General features: G+C 30.1%; 19 protein-coding genes and 2 pseudogenes. 11 read left to right on the top strand and 10 right to left on the bottom strand.

From position 1 onward, the window contains the following. Positions 1–3: 3 nt before the first annotated feature. Positions 4–912: a helix-turn-helix transcriptional regulator gene (locus B8978_RS00875; protein WP_084113393.1), complete on the bottom strand. Its 909-nt coding sequence runs from the start codon at positions 910–912 to the stop codon at positions 4–6. A gap of 187 nt (positions 913–1099) precedes the next feature. Here B8978_RS00875 and B8978_RS00870 point away from each other — a divergent pair, with 187 nt between their 5' ends. From B8978_RS00870 to B8978_RS00845, 6 genes are read left to right on the top strand one after another with little or no spacing between them, the layout of a single operon-like run. Continuing rightward, on the top strand, positions 1100–1306 hold the full coding sequence (locus tag B8978_RS00870; protein WP_084113392.1) for a DUF1657 domain-containing protein: 207 nt from the start codon (positions 1100–1102) through the stop codon (positions 1304–1306). 13 nt (positions 1307–1319) lie between these two features. After that, positions 1320–2180, top strand: a complete 861-nt coding sequence (locus B8978_RS00865; RefSeq protein ID WP_084113391.1) for a DUF421 domain-containing protein — start codon at positions 1320–1322, stop codon at positions 2178–2180. 11 nt (positions 2181–2191) lie between these two features. Further along, positions 2192–2671, top strand: coding sequence for a stage V sporulation protein AC (spoVAC, locus tag B8978_RS00860; RefSeq protein WP_084113390.1), 480 nt, complete (start codon positions 2192–2194; stop codon positions 2669–2671). Beyond that, positions 2672–3673: a stage V sporulation protein AD gene (spoVAD, locus tag B8978_RS00855; RefSeq protein ID WP_084113389.1), complete on the top strand. Its 1002-nt coding sequence runs from the start codon at positions 2672–2674 to the stop codon at positions 3671–3673. 19 nt (positions 3674–3692) lie between these two features. Then, positions 3693–4046 carry a stage V sporulation protein AE gene (spoVAE, locus tag B8978_RS00850; protein WP_084113388.1) on the top strand — a complete coding sequence of 118 codons (354 nt, stop codon included), beginning with the start codon at positions 3693–3695 and terminating at the stop codon, positions 4044–4046. A 22-nt stretch (positions 4047–4068) separates the two neighbouring features. Next, entirely contained in the window at positions 4069–4272 is a 204-nt protein-coding gene (locus tag B8978_RS00845; protein WP_084113387.1) for a DUF1657 domain-containing protein, read from the top strand. Between the two features lie 91 nt (positions 4273–4363). Here the strand turns inward: B8978_RS00845 and B8978_RS00840 are convergent, their stop codons facing one another. The 3 genes from B8978_RS00840 to B8978_RS00830 all read right to left on the bottom strand — a co-directional run bounded on the left by B8978_RS00840 (position 4364) and on the right by B8978_RS00830 (position 8660). Further along, the gene (locus tag B8978_RS00840) at positions 4364–6202 is read right to left on the bottom strand and encodes an APC family permease (RefSeq protein WP_084113386.1); all 1839 of its coding nucleotides are present in this window, start codon (positions 6200–6202) and stop codon (positions 4364–4366) included. An 84-nt stretch (positions 6203–6286) separates the two neighbouring features. Next, positions 6287–7939, bottom strand: coding sequence for a putative ABC exporter domain-containing protein (locus tag B8978_RS00835; RefSeq protein ID WP_084113385.1), 1653 nt, complete (start codon positions 7937–7939; stop codon positions 6287–6289). Next, positions 7929–8660: an ABC transporter ATP-binding protein gene (locus B8978_RS00830; protein ID WP_084113384.1), complete on the bottom strand. Its 732-nt coding sequence runs from the start codon at positions 8658–8660 to the stop codon at positions 7929–7931. Before B8978_RS00830 ends, B8978_RS00835 begins: the two co-directional genes overlap by 11 nt. A 187-nt stretch (positions 8661–8847) precedes the next feature. Here B8978_RS00830 and B8978_RS00825 point away from each other — a divergent pair. The 3 genes and pseudogenes from B8978_RS00825 to B8978_RS00815 form a co-directional block, all read left to right on the top strand. Further along, positions 8848–9021: pseudogene (locus B8978_RS00825) on the top strand (DUF255 domain-containing protein); the annotation flags it as partial. Positions 9022–9317: 296 nt separating this feature from the next. Beyond that, complete coding sequence (locus tag B8978_RS00820; RefSeq protein WP_084113382.1) at positions 9318–10157, top strand: linear amide C-N hydrolase; 840 nt, start codon at positions 9318–9320, stop codon at positions 10155–10157. A gap of 177 nt (positions 10158–10334) precedes the next feature. Then, positions 10335–12401, top strand: a complete 2067-nt coding sequence (locus tag B8978_RS00815; RefSeq protein WP_084113381.1) for a thioredoxin domain-containing protein — start codon at positions 10335–10337, stop codon at positions 12399–12401. 83 nt (positions 12402–12484) lie between these two features. Here B8978_RS00815 and B8978_RS00810 read toward each other — a convergent pair. Continuing rightward, positions 12485–12970 (bottom strand): annotated as a pseudogene (locus tag B8978_RS00810) (nitroreductase family protein); the annotation flags it as partial. A gap of 21 nt (positions 12971–12991) precedes the next feature. Further along, positions 12992–13627 (bottom strand): flavodoxin family protein, encoded by a 636-nt coding sequence (locus B8978_RS00805; RefSeq protein ID WP_084113380.1) that lies wholly within the window; start codon positions 13625–13627, stop codon positions 12992–12994. 167 nt (positions 13628–13794) lie between these two features. Between B8978_RS00805 and B8978_RS00800 the strand changes: the two genes are divergently transcribed. Continuing rightward, the gene (locus B8978_RS00800) at positions 13795–14376 is read left to right on the top strand and encodes a TetR/AcrR family transcriptional regulator (RefSeq protein WP_084113379.1); all 582 of its coding nucleotides are present in this window, start codon (positions 13795–13797) and stop codon (positions 14374–14376) included. Positions 14377–14386: 10 nt separating this feature from the next. Then, positions 14387–14719: a hypothetical protein gene (locus B8978_RS00795; protein WP_242950448.1), complete on the top strand. Its 333-nt coding sequence runs from the start codon at positions 14387–14389 to the stop codon at positions 14717–14719. Positions 14720–14801: 82 nt separating this feature from the next. Here the strand turns inward: B8978_RS00795 and B8978_RS00790 are convergent, their stop codons facing one another. From B8978_RS00790 to B8978_RS00775, 4 genes are all read right to left on the bottom strand, one after another. Next, positions 14802–15263 (bottom strand): spore coat protein, encoded by a 462-nt coding sequence (locus tag B8978_RS00790; RefSeq protein ID WP_084113378.1) that lies wholly within the window; start codon positions 15261–15263, stop codon positions 14802–14804. 133 nt (positions 15264–15396) lie between these two features. Further along, on the bottom strand, positions 15397–15693 hold the full coding sequence (locus B8978_RS00785) for a hypothetical protein (RefSeq protein WP_084113377.1): 297 nt from the start codon (positions 15691–15693) through the stop codon (positions 15397–15399). A 101-nt stretch (positions 15694–15794) separates the two neighbouring features. Continuing rightward, entirely contained in the window at positions 15795–16193 is a 399-nt protein-coding gene (locus B8978_RS00780; protein WP_084113376.1) for a hypothetical protein, read from the bottom strand. A 146-nt stretch (positions 16194–16339) separates the two neighbouring features. After that, positions 16340–16771, bottom strand: coding sequence for a LytTR family DNA-binding domain-containing protein (locus B8978_RS00775; protein WP_084113375.1), 432 nt, complete (start codon positions 16769–16771; stop codon positions 16340–16342). Between the last annotated feature and the right edge of the window lie 294 nt (positions 16772–17065).

The raw sequence follows: 17065 nt of genomic DNA, 5'->3' as shown, positions 1-17065 counted from the left end.
ATGTTATAAATACTTTTTTAGGCCTTCTTTGAATTTATTTACAATGGTTTCTCTAATATGTATTGGTTCTAAAACTTCTGCATATTCACCGTAGGACATGATATATCCATAAATCCAATCACTCTCTGGTATAGTGGACTTTACAATAAAACTCCCATCAGCATTTCTTGTAATATTTTCAGTGCTAAACTCATCAAAAACTCTATATGCCATTTTGCTATGAATTTTTAGAACTATTGTAGTCATTTGGGTTTTATATGAATCATCTGAAGTGTCCAAAATATCTTTGGGCAAATCCCTATTAAAACGCTCATTTGAAGCTGCAAGGTTCTTTATACGTGTAACTTTAAACATTCTATAAGCAGCTTTTAGTTTACAGTAACCATAAACATACCAACTTTGTCCTTTAAAAACAAGTTTCATGGGTTCTACAAATCTTTGTTTTGATATTTCGCCATAAGAGCTATAATAATCAAAAATTATAACGTTTTTTTCTAAAATAGCGTTTTTTAAGAGCTTAAATTTCTCTTTTTCACTATCATCACTGCCCCAGTGTGAAAAATCAACATCAATCCAACTTGCATTTTTTTTATTAAATATTGTTGCAAGTTTATTTAAAACAGGATCAACACTTGGAACATTTAATGCGCTTAAACTTTGTAATCCTGATAATATTTCATCTTGTTCTGAACCTGAAAGCAAAGATTTATTAAGAATAAATTCAGGAAGTATGTTAATTCCTCCACCCTTCCCCTTATTTGTATAGATTGGTATTCCAGCCATGCTAAGCGTTTCAATGTCACGATAAATTGTCCGTTTGGAAACTTCAAAATGTTCTGCTAGTTCTCTAGCGGTAATTGTTTTTTTATCAAATAAGATATATACGATTTCAAATAATCTGTTTATCTGCATTATAATCACCTAAATACATTGTATTGTTTTCTATTAGGGTTATCATATCATATTTATAATATTCAAACAATCTAACTTTCATGTTCATAAGGAATATGTATAAAAGCATGAATAAAAACAAAGATATGTTGTTAAGCTATGTTATGAGGATCTGAAACTATTCTGAAATAACAAGGAGGAATTTTATATGACTGTAAGTTCTAAGTTAAAACAAACATTAGCAAGTGTACGTGGAAGTCAAAGTACTTTAAATATATATTCATTACAAGAAAAAGATAAGGAAACCATGAATGCCTATAAGAAAGCCCTATCTGTAACGGATAAAATTATAAATGACTTAGAAAAACGAATAGAAACTATAGAACTTGAGGAACCACAATATAAAGGTAATTAAGAGAGGAAAAGCGATGAATAGTGGGTTAGTAATATTGTTGAGGTCAATATTTTTATTTTTTTTTACTTTAGTTTTAACAAAAATCATAGGGAACCGGAATATATCTAAGTTACCACCCTTTAATTTTATCAGTTATGTAGTTATCGCTGTTATGGTTTCTTTGATTTCGTTAAATATTATTACAAATTTTTTAGTTGGATTTGTTGCTATATTAGCTTGGATCTTACTTCTTATTGCATTAGATTATGCATGTATGAAAAGCAAACGGGTGCATGATGCAATTAATGGTAAAAATAGAATGGTTATAAAGAATGGTAAGGTTATGGAGGAAAATTTAAGCAAAGTAAAATTTACTGGCGATGAACTTTTAAGAGAATTACGTTGTAAAAATGTATTTAATTTAGCTGATGTTGAATTTGCAATAATGGAAACCTCAGGAGATATTAATATTGGTTTAAAATCTGATAAGAACCCTATTACAGCTCATGATTTAGGAATAAAGGTTTCACCTAAAATAGAATCTGAAACAGTAATATTGGATGGTAATATTGTAAATGAAGGGTTAACAAATATGGGATTAAGCCAAAGATGGCTAAACACTCAATTGGAGATTACAGGAGTTTCAATAGAAAATGTTTTTATTGGTCAAGTAAATTCTTCAGGCGATTTATATTTAGATCTCTTTGATGATAATATTGAAATCCCCCAACCCAAAGTTAAAGAATTACTCTATGCCAATTTGCAAAAAAGTCAGGCAGATTTAATATCTTTTGCCTTAGAAACAGAAAATGCAGAAGCAAAATCTATGTATCTACATAATGCACAGCAATTAAAAGAAGCTATGAAAAAGTTAAAACCATATTTATTAAATTAGAGGGTGATAAAATGTCTGATAAAAAAAACAAAAAATTAACCCCTACTCAGCAGGAATATCAAAAACTTGAACAACAAATAGAACCTAAAAGACCTGTTCTCATTAATTGCATTAGAGCTTTTCTTGTAGGTGGACTTATATGTACAATAGGTCAAGTATTGCAGTGGATATTTATTACTTATTTCAATTTTAACGAAAAAACCGTTGGAAGTCCTACTTCAGCAGTATTGATTATAATTTCAGTGTTATTCACTGGCTTTGGAATTTATGATCATATTGCTCAATGGGCTGGAGCAGGAACTTCTATTCCAATTACCGGTTTTGCTAATTCAATAGCCTCTGCTGCTATTGAACATCGAAGTGAAGGTTATGTGCTAGGCACAGGTGGAAATATGTTTAAATTAGCAGGCTCTGTTATTGCTATTGGTACATTCTCAGCATTTATAGTTGCAATTATAAAAATCACCTTAACATGGTTAGGGGTGATGTAAATGATAAAAGGACATCAATCATGGATTTTTAATTCTAAACCCGTAATAATTTCATCTGCTGCTGTAGGTGGTCCATTTGAAGCTAAAGGTCCATTAGCTGAAGACTTTGATATACTTCATGAAGACATCTGGTTAGGTCAAGATAGTTTTGAAAAAGCAGAAAAAGTTTTCTTAGAGCATGCCTGCGAGAGGGCCATCAAAAAGTCTGGTATAAAAAAAGAAGACATTCAATTTTTTATAAGTGGTGACCTAATAAATCAAATTGTTCCAAGCAGCTTTACTGCTCGAACTCTTGGAATCTCATATTTAGGTATTTTTGGTGCATGTTCTAGTTCTATGGAAGGATTAGCATTAGCATCGTTAATGGTAGAAAGTAAATCAGCCAATTATGTACTGGTAGCTGCCTCTAGTCATAATGCAGGTTCAGAAAAACAATTTAGATATCCTACAGAATATGGTGGTCAAAAACCCCCTACTGCTCAGTGGACGGTAACTGGAGCTGGAGCAGCAGTAGTGGCTGAAGAAGGTATTGGTCCTAAAGTTACTTCTGCCACTATAGGAAGAGTAATAGACATGGGAGTTTCTGATCCCTTCAATATGGGAGCAGCCATGGCCCCTGCTGCAGTAGACACTATCGAAGCTCACTTTAGAGATTTAAATATTGATCCATCATACTATGACATCATTGCTACTGGTGATCTAGGCAAGGTAGGACACGAAATAGCTTCAACTTTATTAAATAAACATGGATTAAAAATACCACAAAATAAATTTAAAGATTGTGGGCTGCTAATATATAACAAAGATCAACCTGTATTTTCAGGAGCTAGTGGTTGCGGCTGTTCTGCTACTGTAACTTATGGACATTTTCTTAATCGTATGCGAAAAGGAGAATTAAAAAGAATATTAATAGTTGCAACAGGTGCATTAATGTCACCAATGTCATATCAACAAAAGGAAACTATACCTTGTATTGCTCATGCAGTATCTATTGAAATCTAAAAAGGAGTGTTAGTATATCATGGAAAAATTTGTTTATGCCTTCTTAATAGGTGGACTAATATGTGTTATTGGGCAACTTATGATGGATGTATTTAAGCTTACTCCTGCTCATACTACATGTACATTAGTTGTAATTGGAACTATTTTGGGGGGACTAGGGCTATATGATCCTCTAGTAAAATTTGCAGGTGCCGGTGCATCTATTCCAATAAGCAGTTTTGGAAATTCCTTAGTAAAAGGTGCCTTAGTGGAGGCCAATACCTATGGAATAGTTGGTGTACTGACCGGAATTTTTGAGATAACTAGTTCAGGAATCTCTTCTGCAATAATTTTTGGATTTATGGCCGCTTTGATATTTAAACCAAAGGGTTAACATTTGAAAGGAGGTGAATATAATGACTGTAGGAACTCAAATGCAACAAGCTATTGCAGGAGTGCAAAGTGCCTCCGCTACAATGAAAACCTTCGCTTTAGAAACTGAAGATAAAGAAGCAAAGGAACAATTTCAGCAATTGTCTGAACAACTTGATAATGCCCTTGGAATTTTAAAAGGAAGACAACAATATATAGAAGAACAAGAACCACAATATAAAAAATAATTAGTATTTCTATATAAAAGTATACGCCGTTACTTGTGACATAGTTAAACATAAGTAACGGCGTAAATAGTTTAATGAATGAAATAAATCTTCACTCATTTATTATATAAGGTAAAGTTGTAAGTGCAATATTTCTTCTCTTTAATAGATTACTCTTAATAAATAATGAAGTTTGATTATGAAGAATATTTTGCCACCACTTTTTAACAACAAGTTGAGGCATCACAACTGTTATTGTATCTTCTGGCATTACTACAAACTCTTCTGACTCTATAAATTTTACAAGTGGTCTTATTAAACTTCTATATGGTGACTTCTTTACTACAATAGGAATTTCCATACCGTATTCTTCCCAGCTATGTAGCAATTTTTCAGTAGCCTTTTCATCTACAGAAACATGAAAAACAATAATGTCTTCAGTAAAAGTTTCTGCATAATTATATGATTTTAAAAACGACTTGTTAAGTGAATCAATGGGTATTATCATATAATTTTTTTGAGTAGAATGGTCTATATGTTTTGGCTTTTGTGCTAAATCAAGCTTTAATTCGGTTGAAACTATATTGTAATGCATCTTAACTCTCCACATTGTAAATACTAAAGCTGGTATTAGGATACATACAATCCAAGCACCTTCTTGAAATTTTGTTACAGCAAGAACTATAGTTGTAATGCAAGACAAAGTTCCTCCGATTCCATTAATTAATGCCTTATGTCTCCAAGCACCATTCTTATTTCTTAACCATTTTAATACCATTCCTGTTTGTGCAAGGGTAAATGATACAAAAACACCTACTGCATAAAGTGGTAAAAGACTATGATTATTACCTTTAAAGTATAAAAGAAGTATAATTGCTGTTAATGACAAAAACATTATTCCGTTAGAATAGCTGAGTCTTGACCCTCTTTTGGAAAATTGTCTTGGAACATATCCATCCTTTGCTATTATTGAAAGTAAAAGCGGAAATCCATTATATGAAGTATTAGCAGCCATAATTAGTATTAAAGCGGTAAAACCTTGAACAATATAAAACATAAATCCTACCCCAAATATTTGCTTAGCGACTTGTGCTATTACAGTTATATCCGGGTTGTATGTTGCTTTATATATTGTAGAAATATATGACATACCTCCAAACAAAACAAGTGCAACACAGCCTAATAATAACAACACGATTTTTGCATTTTTTTGAGATGGCTCTTTAAAACTAGGTATTCCATTACTGACAGCTTCAACACCAGTAAGTGCTGTACAACCTGCTGCAAACGCCTTTAAAAACACTAAAAGCGAAATTGCATTTCCATAACTTGGTATTCTATAAATTGGCTTAGGATGAATTCCCATTATATTATATTTTACAAAACCTACAACAATCATTATGATCATTATGCCGATAAATAAATAAGGTGGTATTGCAAAAGTTTTAGCTGACTCACTAATACCTCTTAAATTTCCTATAGTCATTAAAATGATAAGCACAACACATATAATTACATTATATGGTAGTAAACTTGGAAGCGCCGATGTAATTGCATCGGTACCTGCTGAAATACTAACTGCAACAGTTAAAATGTAATCAATACATAAGGCCGCTGCTGCAACTAAACTTGGCGTTACTCCTAAATTGTCTTGTGCAACAATATAAGCGCCTCCGCCCTTTGGATAACAATCAATAACTTGTCTATATGAAAATACTAGTATAAATAATAGCAGTATAACCATTAAAACAGCATGGATCATGTCGGTGAATGCCATAAAACCTACCGCTGGCACAAGTATATAAAGTATTTCCTGCCCTGCATAAGCTACTGATGATATAGCATCACTAGATAATATGGGCAGACCCCAAAATACATTAAATTTTTCTGATTTTAATTGCTCTGTTTTAAGAGATTTTCCAATCAAAAATTTTTTAACACTATCAATCATAAGCACACCTCTAGTAAAAATTTACTTTTAAACCATTATATAATTATATATTACAAAAACTTATATTTCAAATTATTATTTATATTATGTTAATAATTCTATCTTTGAAAATAGCCAATCACTTAATAAAATTAGTGCTATAATAACTAACACTAAAGTACCGCTATAAATAAACAAATTTGCTTGCATGGATTTTGTAATAAATACTTCCGATAACACTACTGTAATTATTGCTGGTGAGAGAATAATTGCATCAATTATATAAATAAAAATAGTATTTTTTCCATCATCATAAGTTGGCATTAAAAGTGTAAATATAAGCACAGAGAGGAATATTGTATACAAAGTGGCTACCAAAGCTGAGCATACACTAAACATATCTAAAACGCTAATATGCTTTGCAAAAACACATACCGAAATCGTTGCAAGAATACAGTTTATTAATGTAGTAATTGCAGTTATGGAATACACAGAAAGTATTTTGCTTCTAGCCCTTCCAGGAAGTAAAAAAATATACTGTTTTCTAAGTTCTGTCTTAAGAGGAGAAAGTACTGAAGGTGCAATGGTTGCCACTCCAAAAAAGCCTGCACAATACAGTATTGCTACATTTGTAAATTTACTATCCTTCAGTGCAAAACCAATAATTAAACCTAATCCTAAAGTAAGAATATTTGTCCAACTTAAAAACACTGTACCTTTTGTTCTTTTAGAAATTAAAGCTTGTTTCCAAATGAATGCCGTAGCACCTTTAAAATTACCACTAACATCTAAATCAATTCTTTGTTTTTTCTTTTTACTCTTCTCATTATTAGGAAGATTTTGAATATCATCACGTAAATTTTTCTTAGCTAAGTCTCTTATTTTTTGATAATGTTCTGTACTAACGGAAGCTTCTTCATAGTAATTATCTGCAAAAAAAACTGCAAAAAACAACATTAAAATAGTAGTAAGAAGTAATAACAAAGTTTGGACTGTAAGGTTATTAACACTTGTTATTGGTGATATAATCATATCTTTAGCCCAGCTTATTATTGGTATACTTGAAAAAAAGCTATCATTTAAAACTCCCACAGCTCTTACATATATATTTTTTGCGCCTGTCAAAGAAAATATAAAATATATAACTAATAATATAGTAAAACCCTTTACTAATATTTTTAAAAAGCTGCCTATATGAAATCTAGTGGATAAAGAATATATCAAAAAAACCATTGATTTTCTTATTATAGATATAAGAAAAAATGCAACTAAAACATATATAATTTTATTAGACTGTAAGGCAAAAAAATCATATCCTATAAAATATACGTACATTATAGTAAATAAGCCCATTAATATCCCAAACAGAGACTTTTTTAGAATGGTAAAGGCGTATAAAGTTCTAGGGTTTATAGGCGATGGAAAAAGATAATTAACATCCGATACTGAAAACTCTGTAGGATTATATTTTTCTACTGCGCTGTTTAAACTTAATAATACTATAAGGAATAACAAGATAATTACTATAGCTCCAACGGTGTTAACTTGAATATTGGTGTTTATCTTAGGTATGTTTTTAGCTTTGCGATTAAATCTACTGTAAAATGAAAAAATTATGAGAGCTAATGGAAGTGCAAATTTTACTAAAGATTTAATTGTTGTCAATGGATTTTGAAACGAATCTATTAATCTGTTTTTAGACTTTAAAAATTCTATGTAAAATAAGGTTAAACAATCCTTAAAGGCATTATTTCTCATCTTGAGTCACCTCTAAAAATAAATCTTCCAGTGAAGAATTTTCTGACCCATGAACCTTGGACCGTAATTCCTCTATTGTGCCCTCTGCTAGCAACTTTCCATTTTTAAGAACTATAATTCTATCACAAAACTCCTCGGCAGAATCTAGCATATGCGTACTAACAAGTAAACTCTTACCATCATCTCGCAATTTTTTAAAAGCATCTTTTAATTCCCTAATTGCCTTAGGGTCTAATCCAATCAAAGGTTCATCTACAAGAAAAACATCAGGTTTATGTATAAGTGCACAACATATTGATACCTTTTGTCTCATTCCTTTTGATAAATTTTTACCTAATTCATTTTTTTTATCAGTTAAATCAAATTTTTTTAAAATCTGTTCCGCTGTACTCTCCCAATCTTTAATATAATAAGCTAATGACATGAATTTTAAATGCTCCCATACTGTAAGCATAGGATATATATCTGGAGTTTCAGGAATATATGCAAGCTTATACTTTGATTTTTTAAGTGTGCTATCAAAACCATCTACTAAAATTTCTCCTTTTGTTTTTCTAAGAAGTCCTAAAATACATTTAATTGTAGTTGTCTTACCTGCACCATTTGGTCCTGTAAGTCCAACAATTTCTCCCTTTCTGAGGCTAAAAGATATGTTGTCTACAGCTGCATCTTTTTTAAATATTTTTGATAAGTTTACTACTTCCAAAACATTGGATTCCATTACATTCACCTCTTGTTTAATATTTTAGTGTTCTACTTATATAGTAAGCCCTTTGGGTTATTATGTCAATTCAAGAAAAAATAATAAACATCCACATTTATCTAGTTAAGATTTTTTTCATAATTATGTTACCTTTTTTATTTTTGGGTATAATAACTTTAAATAATTAATGAAAGGAATTTATAATATGACTAGCTTAATTGGAACAAGCAATAGATTAATAAACGAGAAGTCTCCTTATCTATTACAACACGCTCGTAACCCTATAAATTGGTATACATGGTCACCTGAAGCATTTGACAAAGCTAAATCAGAGGATAAGCCTATTTTTCTTTCTATAGGTTATAGTACTTATCATTGGTGACAATCAAGTTACTGCACCCAAATAAACTAATTTAATCTACTGAATTATAATAAGGTGTATAAGTAAAACAATTCAAACAACACGTCAAGAAGTTTCTCTACTAATTTTGTAAAACTAGTGGCGCATTTTTGATTCTGAAAAATGTTTTAGGTTGAACCATCGATATGCCTGGTGGTATCATATGGATAGAAGTTTAAGAAAGTGGTGAATCCAATGGTAAAATAGCTAAATGATTCTCTAAATACTCTAAGCATATTATATGACAAAATTATATATTAAAAGGAGGTTCCAAAATGTGTACAAGTTTTGCAGTATACAGTCAAGAAAAAGCTATTTATGGTATGAATTTCGATACTGATGATATTGATTTAAAACTGAAAATTAATAGTTATAATGATAAAAATATTTTTAATTTTTCAGGATTAATAGAAAATAAATACATTGATATCGCTGGTGTTAATAGTGACGGTCTTTTTATCTGTACTCAAGCAGTAGAATATAGTCCAGGTCTTAAATCAAGTTGTAACGAAAATGATTGGTTTGCTTTTGATATTTTTGATGAGGCGTTAAAGAAAACAAGAAAAACATCTGAATTTTTTGAAATTCTTAATAAAAGAGTAATCTCTTATCCTAGAAATCCATTATTCCCAGATTTAGGGCTACATACTATTATCGCTGATAAAAGTGGTGATGCATTTATTCTGGAAGAAGGAAATGATACAAATATAGTAAGTCCTATTCATAATGATTTTATTATAATGACTAATTTTCCAAATGGGGATTTTAAGGAAGCAAATTATAATAATGTATATGGTATAGGTGCTGATAGATATATTTGTGCTCATGAATATATTCATAATAATATTCATAGCTTTGGAATAAATGAAGCTTTTGAGGTTTTAAAAAGAACTTCTCAGGATACAACTTCTCAGTCTCCAACTTTGTGTTCAATTGTATTTGAACCATTAAAAAATGAAGCTTATATTAGTTTAAAAATAGATTTCGATAAAAAATGGAAGATTTCTATTATTGAAAAAACAATTCAATCATTGGATGGATTTTTAAACAATAATAGAATTGAATTTACAAATGGAGAAATACTAGTGAAGGACCTTATTAGCTTGTATAAGTGAAAATCATTTAAATAAAGAAGATCAATTGGTAAGACAGACTTTTTTAGGGTATCCTAATTACATTTTACTAATTTCAACGTTATCGTATATCACATCTTATAAAATCCACTCTTTATTGGCATAATAATTAAATAAGTTTATCTTGTTATAACAAATATGCCAATAAGGAGCGTCTATATGAATACAATCGAACATGTAACTAATAAAGATCAAGGTACTACCAGAATTCCAAATAAATTAATGGATGAAAAATCCCCCTATCTATTACAACACGCCTATAATCCTGTCAAATGGTACCCATGGGGCGACGAGGCATTTACGAAAGCTAAAGCGGAAAATAAGCCGATTTTCCTAAGTATCGGCTACTCTACCTGTCATTGGTGTCATGTAATGGCTCATGAATCTTTTGAAGATGAAGATGTTGCAAAACTAATGAATGATAACTTTATAGCTATAAAAGTAGATAGAGAAGAAAGACCTGATGTGGATAGTGTGTATATGACAATTTGTCAAGCCTTAAATGGTCAAGGTGGTTGGCCATTAACAATATTAATGACCCCTAATCAAAAGCCATTTTTTGCAGGAACATATTTTCCAAAACAATCAAAATATAACACACCTGGTATTATTGAAATTTTAAATTCTGCTGCTAGACAATGGAAGGATAATAGAGAAAATTTAATATCATCAAGTGAAAGCATTTTGTCAGAATTAGATAGATGCTTTGATGCAGAGGCTGATAAAGTAGTATTAACTTCAAATACATTGGTAAATGGCTATAATCAACTTTTGAGTATCTTTGATAAAACCTATGGTGGATTTGGAACCGCACCTAAATTCCCAGTTCCACATAAATTAATGTTTTTACTTAGATATTATAACTATAATAAAAATTCCAAAGCATTAGAAATGGCTGAGAAAACTCTAGATTCTATGTATAGAGGTGGAATATTTGATCATATAGGCTTTGGCTTCTCTAGATATTCTACAGACGATAAATGGCTAGTGCCCCACTTTGAGAAAATGCTTTATGATAATGCATTACTAACAATCGCATATCTTGAAGGTTATGAAGTTACTAGGAATCTGTTATATAAGGATATAGCTGTAAAGACATTAGAATATATATTTAGAGAACTTACAAGTGAAACTGGTGGATTTTATTGTGCTGAAGATGCAGATAGTGAAGGAGAAGAAGGAAAATATTATGTATTTAATTCTACAGAACTTATAAAAGTCTTAGACGAGAAGAATGCAATATACTTTAATGAATATTTTGATATAACCCCAGAGGGAAATTTTGAAGGAAAAAGTATTCCTAATCTAATAAAGAACGATGAGTTTAATAAAATTAATTCTAAGATAAATGTTTTAAATAAAGATGTTATTAAATATAGAAGTAATAGAATGAAACTACATAAAGACGATAAAATTTTAACATCTTGGAATGGACTTATTATAGGAGCGCTTGGAAAGGCTTACAAAGTCTTAAGAAATGAAAAATATTTAAACTATGGGAAAAAAGCTTTAAACTTTATTTTTAATAATTTAATTAGTGAAGATGGAAGATTACTTGCTAGATATAGAGATGGAGAAGCTAAACTTAAAGCGTATTTAGATGATTATTCCTTTCTTTGCTTTGGTCTAATAGAACTTTATGAGAGTAGCTTTGATGTTGAATTCCTAAAAAAAGCTCTTGAGCTAAACAAAGATATGATTAATTTATTTTGGGATAATGAAAACCATGGATTCTTTCTTTATGGGAAAGATGGGGAAAAGTTAATAGCTAGACCTAAGGAAGTTTTTGATGGAGCAATACCATCAGGAAATTCAGTTGCAGCATACAACTTAACAAAGCTCGCTAGAATAACCGGAGATTCAAAGCTTGAAGAAATGGCTGAAAAACAACTTGATTTTATTTCTGGACATATACTTAGTGAAGAAAGCAACCACTCATTTTTTTTAGTAGCAGCTTCCTTTGCACTAAATGAATCAAAAGAACTGGTATGCCTTATTAAAGACAAAAGTGATGAAAATCAAATTAAAGATTGGCTAAGTGAAAACCAAACCTTTAATTTAACAACTATTATAAAAAATGATGAAAATAAAGAACAGGTAGAAAAAATCATACCATTTATTAAAAATTATCATTACATAAATGATAAATCTACATACTATTTATGTAAGGGAAAGTCTTGTTTAGCACCAGTTAATGATATTAATGAATTAAAAACATTATTGTAAAAGATTAGCTTAAAAAATAAAAACAAAGTAAAAATGTTTCTTATTTTACTTTGTTTTTATTTTCATGATAATTATATTATTGTTTATGGTAAAAAATCAAACTTTAATGGATTTCTCTCTACTAATCTAGGATAATTATATTTTGGATAACCGACCATAACAGCTCCAGTTATTTTTTTATCTTTAGGTATATTGAATAATCTAAGCATTGGAGAATTGTCTTTAAGCGCAATGTTTTCAAATACACCTGCCCTGCATGAGCCTAATCCAAGAGTTGGTGCATACAGCTCCATATATGCAAGTGAAAAAATGGAGTTTTCTCGCCCTCTTCTAAAGTCTACATCTGCAATTGCCAAAATAATACTAGGCGCTCCTCTTAAAATAGTATCTATTCCCTTTTCAGTATACACTTTAATAAAATCATTAAATCTTACACTCAAGGCTTTATCATTTTTTATATTCTCAGCTGCTACTTCAACAGCCTTATCAAGTATTTTTCTATCATCTATAATAATATAGGATATGCCTTGTAGATTGTGACCTGAAGGTGCATAATGCGCTATTTTTAGCCTCCTTAAATTTATCTTATTTTAGCGAATAAAATTAGTAAATATTTTTGTTTCCATTTCAGGCTTTTCCACAAATCCAGTACCATTTTCTATAAGCTTCATAATCCATGCCATATTTTTGCCAAGAACTCTCATTATTTGAATTCCTTCCTCATCCTGCATTGCCTCCCCTGGGGTTGTACCATTAATGACATTCCAGTAATTCGAAGTTGGTATAATCATTTCAGAATGATTAATGTAATTATTTAACTGGTCGAAAGTTGGAATTCCACCTGCACGTCTTACTGCTACAACTGCAATACCAACCTTATGCCTTAACATACTATCATTGGCTTCTGCTACGCGAAAAGCTCTATCTAAAAATGATTTCATTCCTCCAGCAATTGAAGCATAGTGGACTGGAGAGCCTAAAATTATTCCATCAGCTTCTTTCATCTTTTCAATCCATTCATTTACTGGGTCTGTAGTAATAACACATTTTCCATTTTTGTTTTTGGTGCAACTTTTGCAAGCAACGCATCCTCTAATAGCCTTATTACCTACATGAATTATTTCTGTGTCTATACCTTCCTTTTCAAGTTCATCAACAACTATTTTTATTCCATGATAAGTGTTTCCTGCTTTAGCAGGACTTCCGTTAAAAGCTACAACTTTCATTAAAATTTCCTCCCTTTGTAAGTTTAATTTATTTGTAATACTAAACGTTTAGTTTATATTTATATAATATACTAAACGTTCAGTATTGTAAAGCGTTTTTTTTTAGTATATAATATATTTATAGTTTTAAATTTAATTTATAATGGTAATAAAGGAGAGTATTTATAATGGATAAAAAATTAGGACGCCCTCGTAGTGAAAAAACAAAAACTGATATTCTTACCGCCTCATATGATTTATTGATTGAAAACGGATTTGACTCAGTAACCGTTGAAAAGATTGCTGAGAGAGCTGGGGTTAGCAAAGCTACTATTTATAAGTGGTGGCCCAATAAAGCCTCTGTTGTTATGGATGGGTTTTTAAATGCTACGAGTGTGACGCTGCCAATACCAGATACAGGGTCAACTATTGATGATATGTTTATTCAAGTCAATAATTTTGTAGAATTTATAATGAGTAGAAAAGGAAATGTAATTACTGAAATAATAGCCCAGGGGCAGCTTGATTCAAAGCTAGCCGATATTTATCGTAATGCATATTTTAAACCTCGCAGAAATATTTCAAAGCAAATTTTAGAACGTGGAATTTTAAGAGGTGAATTAAGAAAAGATCTAAATATGGAGTTAAGTATTGATCTAATTTGGGGACCTGTGTTCTATAGATTATTGATAACTGGAGAAGTACTTGACGATATTTTTGTAAGAAATTTGATAAACTATGCATTTGAAGGAATTAAACTTAATCGTTAAAAGGCTGTTTATGATTGGAGATGTTACATTGCTTAAAATTGAAGATATTATATCGGGTAATTATTCTGAATACCCTGAAGAAATTCAAAAATATATGAAAAATTATTCAGAGTTACTGAGAGAAAAAATTAAAGCTGAATTAGTTAAAAGTAAAGCAGACAAGATGCTTAAAGACATAAACAAAAGTAATGAAACCTTTATAGCTGTTTTAAGTGAAATATTAGAAAATGGAACAAAAGGTTATAACAAAATGTCCACTAAGACACTTATAGATATGTACCTAAACATAAAAAGTCCAGAGGATTTTGCTGTAATATTGGAAAGTATAAATAATGAAATTTAATTTTCATCGGATAAAGTGGATCAAAAAACGCACTGTTCTAAAAATTTAATTAAATAGAAAAGTGCGTTTTTTACACAATATTTTATTTTACATCATACATTCCATGACTATTCATATAATTAAAAAGTTCTTCGCCGTGTTTTTGCTCATCTTCTTGAATATGCTGCATTGCCTGCCTAACCACGGGATTAGCAGATTCAAAAATATCAATATCATAGGTACCAGAAACATACTTTTCTGTAGATAGCAGGTCACTGCAAAGCATTTTATCCTGCTGAATATTTGCAGCTGCTTTTGGAGTACTTTGAGACGACGGTTGTTGAGTTAAATTAGCATGGCTTAGATTGGGCTCCTTACCTTGAAGCAGTTCATTAATAATATTCAAGTGATGTTGTTCTTCACCAGACAGTTTATTAAAAAGTTGATTTAGCTGAGGATCTTGGGTCTGCTGAGAATACTTTTTATATTTTTCAACACAAATCTCCTCTTGAATTTTTCCATCTTCCAAAAACATTCTTTCTTTTTGACTAAGTTGTATTTGCATATTATTATCACCTCTAATGCTTATTTTGTACAATAATTCTTCACATTATGTATATAGGTAAATAAAAATAAGTATAAAACCTTAATTTCCAAGGCTTTATACTTATTCAATACAATGATAACATAATTCTATTTTATCTTTGACCTACATTATATTCTATATCGTGTACTGTTATTGTAATATCATTCATTAACACCTGATCCCACTGTGCTACAATTGCGTTGGCAGCCTCAAGATACCAGGCTGCTTGATGTTTATTATACCATCCATCCTTATGTTTATCTGGTCTAAATTTTAGATCCAAACTATCCGTACTTTGTGTATTAGTTATTTGAATTCTCCTCCCATGTTCTCCATAATTATATGTTACACCATTATAGATAATGCTGCCATTTATTATACAAACATCTTTTATTTCAGTATCTTCCAAAAATATCATCCTTTCTTTACGTTTTTAACTATATAAATTCTAAGAAACATGGCTATAGGTATAAACAATATATACCTATAGCCAATAAAACATGATTTATTTTACCAGTTAGCTGTAAAGAAACCATTAATTAAGCTTACTCCACCATTAACATTTTCAGGAGTTACTTTAACAATTATTTCAGATTCATCACCATCATCTTGTCTTCTAAGATCTTTAATTAAAGTATTATAGGTTACCTTTGGATCATCAGTTAAAACATTTTTCTTAAAAGATTCAGAAAACTTCATAGATATATCTACATATCCTAAGTCTTCCACCTTAATTCTACGCACAATTGTATCGTCAGCATTCATAGCTGCTAAAGTTTGTTTTGGAAGTACGTAATCGGCTACTGATTCTAATGCATAGGTTAAACCAGTTTGAGCTAATTTTAATCCTAAATTTTTTAATTGAAGAATTATACTGTCTGAACTATTTGTAACATTTGATGTATTCATGATTTTTGTTTCTCCTTATAATTTAAATTTAAGCATCCGGATACTTATAATGATAGTATTAGATATATATTTTTTTAATATAATCATTTACAGATTAAATGCAAAAAACAGTATGTAAACTGCAAAATAGATAAATAAAATACACTCTACCATCCTACCAAATTCTTAAATTTTTTTATAAAAGTTCTCCCAACAGGAATATTTTCAGTACATCCTTTGAGTTTTAGTGATAATGTAGAATTAAAATAAGGTATTATCTCTATTACTTTTTCCAAATTTACCAAATAACCTTTTTGACATCTAAAAAAATTGATATTAAGAAGCCTTTTTTCCCAGAAAGTAAGTGTATGATTTACACAATACATAGCTTTGTCCTCTGTTATAACATTTACTTTAGTATCATTTCGATAAAAATATAGAATAGAATTTAGATCTATTAGAAAGGTTCTATTATTCTTTGATACTGCTATTTTGTTTTGAATTACTGGAAGCATTGAATTTTTAGTATTTGAAGCTTTAGTACGATTTATTTTACCTATATTTTTATATGTCTCATTAGTATCCAGTAAGATAAGCATTAAATTTGTTTTTGAACATATAACTGTTTCTGCATCAAGTTTTTTTTAAAATTTCCACCAACTCATTATTTTGTAAGTTCTCCTTATTAAAGGCCAATACTTTTATCATAATGTAATCCTCCTATAATGTGTTAAATTTATTTTCAAAGTAAGCTTTTAGAGTTTTTTATAGATTTACATAAACTAACTTTTATGATAATGTTATCACTAATAAGGAGAATTTTTCAACAGGCTAGTAGTAATAAATACAGTGTATATAAAATGTAGTTTGGGAGAATTTTATTATTGAATCTA

The organism is Clostridium acidisoli DSM 12555 (assembly GCF_900176305.1).
Taxonomy (GTDB): Bacteria; Bacillota; Clostridia; order Clostridiales; family Clostridiaceae; genus Clostridium_I; species Clostridium_I acidisoli.
The sequence above is the reverse complement of the archived record's forward strand: the minus strand, read 5'-3'. Positions and strand labels throughout refer to the sequence as shown.

Coding starts and splice junctions, on each gene's coding strand:
- B8978_RS00875 (WP_084113393.1), bottom strand. CDS start 912: ATGCAGATAAACAGATTATTTGAAATCGTATATATCTTATTTGATAAA.
- B8978_RS00870 (WP_084113392.1), top strand. CDS start 1,100: ATGACTGTAAGTTCTAAGTTAAAACAAACATTAGCAAGTGTACGTGGA.
- B8978_RS00865 (WP_084113391.1), top strand. CDS start 1,320: ATGAATAGTGGGTTAGTAATATTGTTGAGGTCAATATTTTTATTTTTT.
- spoVAC (WP_084113390.1), top strand. CDS start 2,192: ATGTCTGATAAAAAAAACAAAAAATTAACCCCTACTCAGCAGGAATAT.
- spoVAD (WP_084113389.1), top strand. CDS start 2,672: ATGATAAAAGGACATCAATCATGGATTTTTAATTCTAAACCCGTAATA.
- spoVAE (WP_084113388.1), top strand. CDS start 3,693: ATGGAAAAATTTGTTTATGCCTTCTTAATAGGTGGACTAATATGTGTT.
- B8978_RS00845 (WP_084113387.1), top strand. CDS start 4,069: ATGACTGTAGGAACTCAAATGCAACAAGCTATTGCAGGAGTGCAAAGT.
- B8978_RS00840 (WP_084113386.1), bottom strand. CDS start 6,202: ATGATTGATAGTGTTAAAAAATTTTTGATTGGAAAATCTCTTAAAACA.
- B8978_RS00835 (WP_084113385.1), bottom strand. CDS start 7,939: ATGAGAAATAATGCCTTTAAGGATTGTTTAACCTTATTTTACATAGAA.
- B8978_RS00830 (WP_084113384.1), bottom strand. CDS start 8,660: ATGGAATCCAATGTTTTGGAAGTAGTAAACTTATCAAAAATATTTAAA.
- B8978_RS00820 (WP_084113382.1), top strand. CDS start 9,318: ATGTGTACAAGTTTTGCAGTATACAGTCAAGAAAAAGCTATTTATGGT.
- B8978_RS00815 (WP_084113381.1), top strand. CDS start 10,335: ATGAATACAATCGAACATGTAACTAATAAAGATCAAGGTACTACCAGA.
- B8978_RS00805 (WP_084113380.1), bottom strand. CDS start 13,627: ATGAAAGTTGTAGCTTTTAACGGAAGTCCTGCTAAAGCAGGAAACACT.
- B8978_RS00800 (WP_084113379.1), top strand. CDS start 13,795: ATGGATAAAAAATTAGGACGCCCTCGTAGTGAAAAAACAAAAACTGAT.
- B8978_RS00795 (WP_242950448.1), top strand. CDS start 14,387: ATGATTGGAGATGTTACATTGCTTAAAATTGAAGATATTATATCGGGT.
- B8978_RS00790 (WP_084113378.1), bottom strand. CDS start 15,263: ATGCAAATACAACTTAGTCAAAAAGAAAGAATGTTTTTGGAAGATGGA.
- B8978_RS00780 (WP_084113376.1), bottom strand. CDS start 16,193: ATGAATACATCAAATGTTACAAATAGTTCAGACAGTATAATTCTTCAA.
- B8978_RS00775 (WP_084113375.1), bottom strand. CDS start 16,771: ATGCTTATCTTACTGGATACTAATGAGACATATAAAAATATAGGTAAA.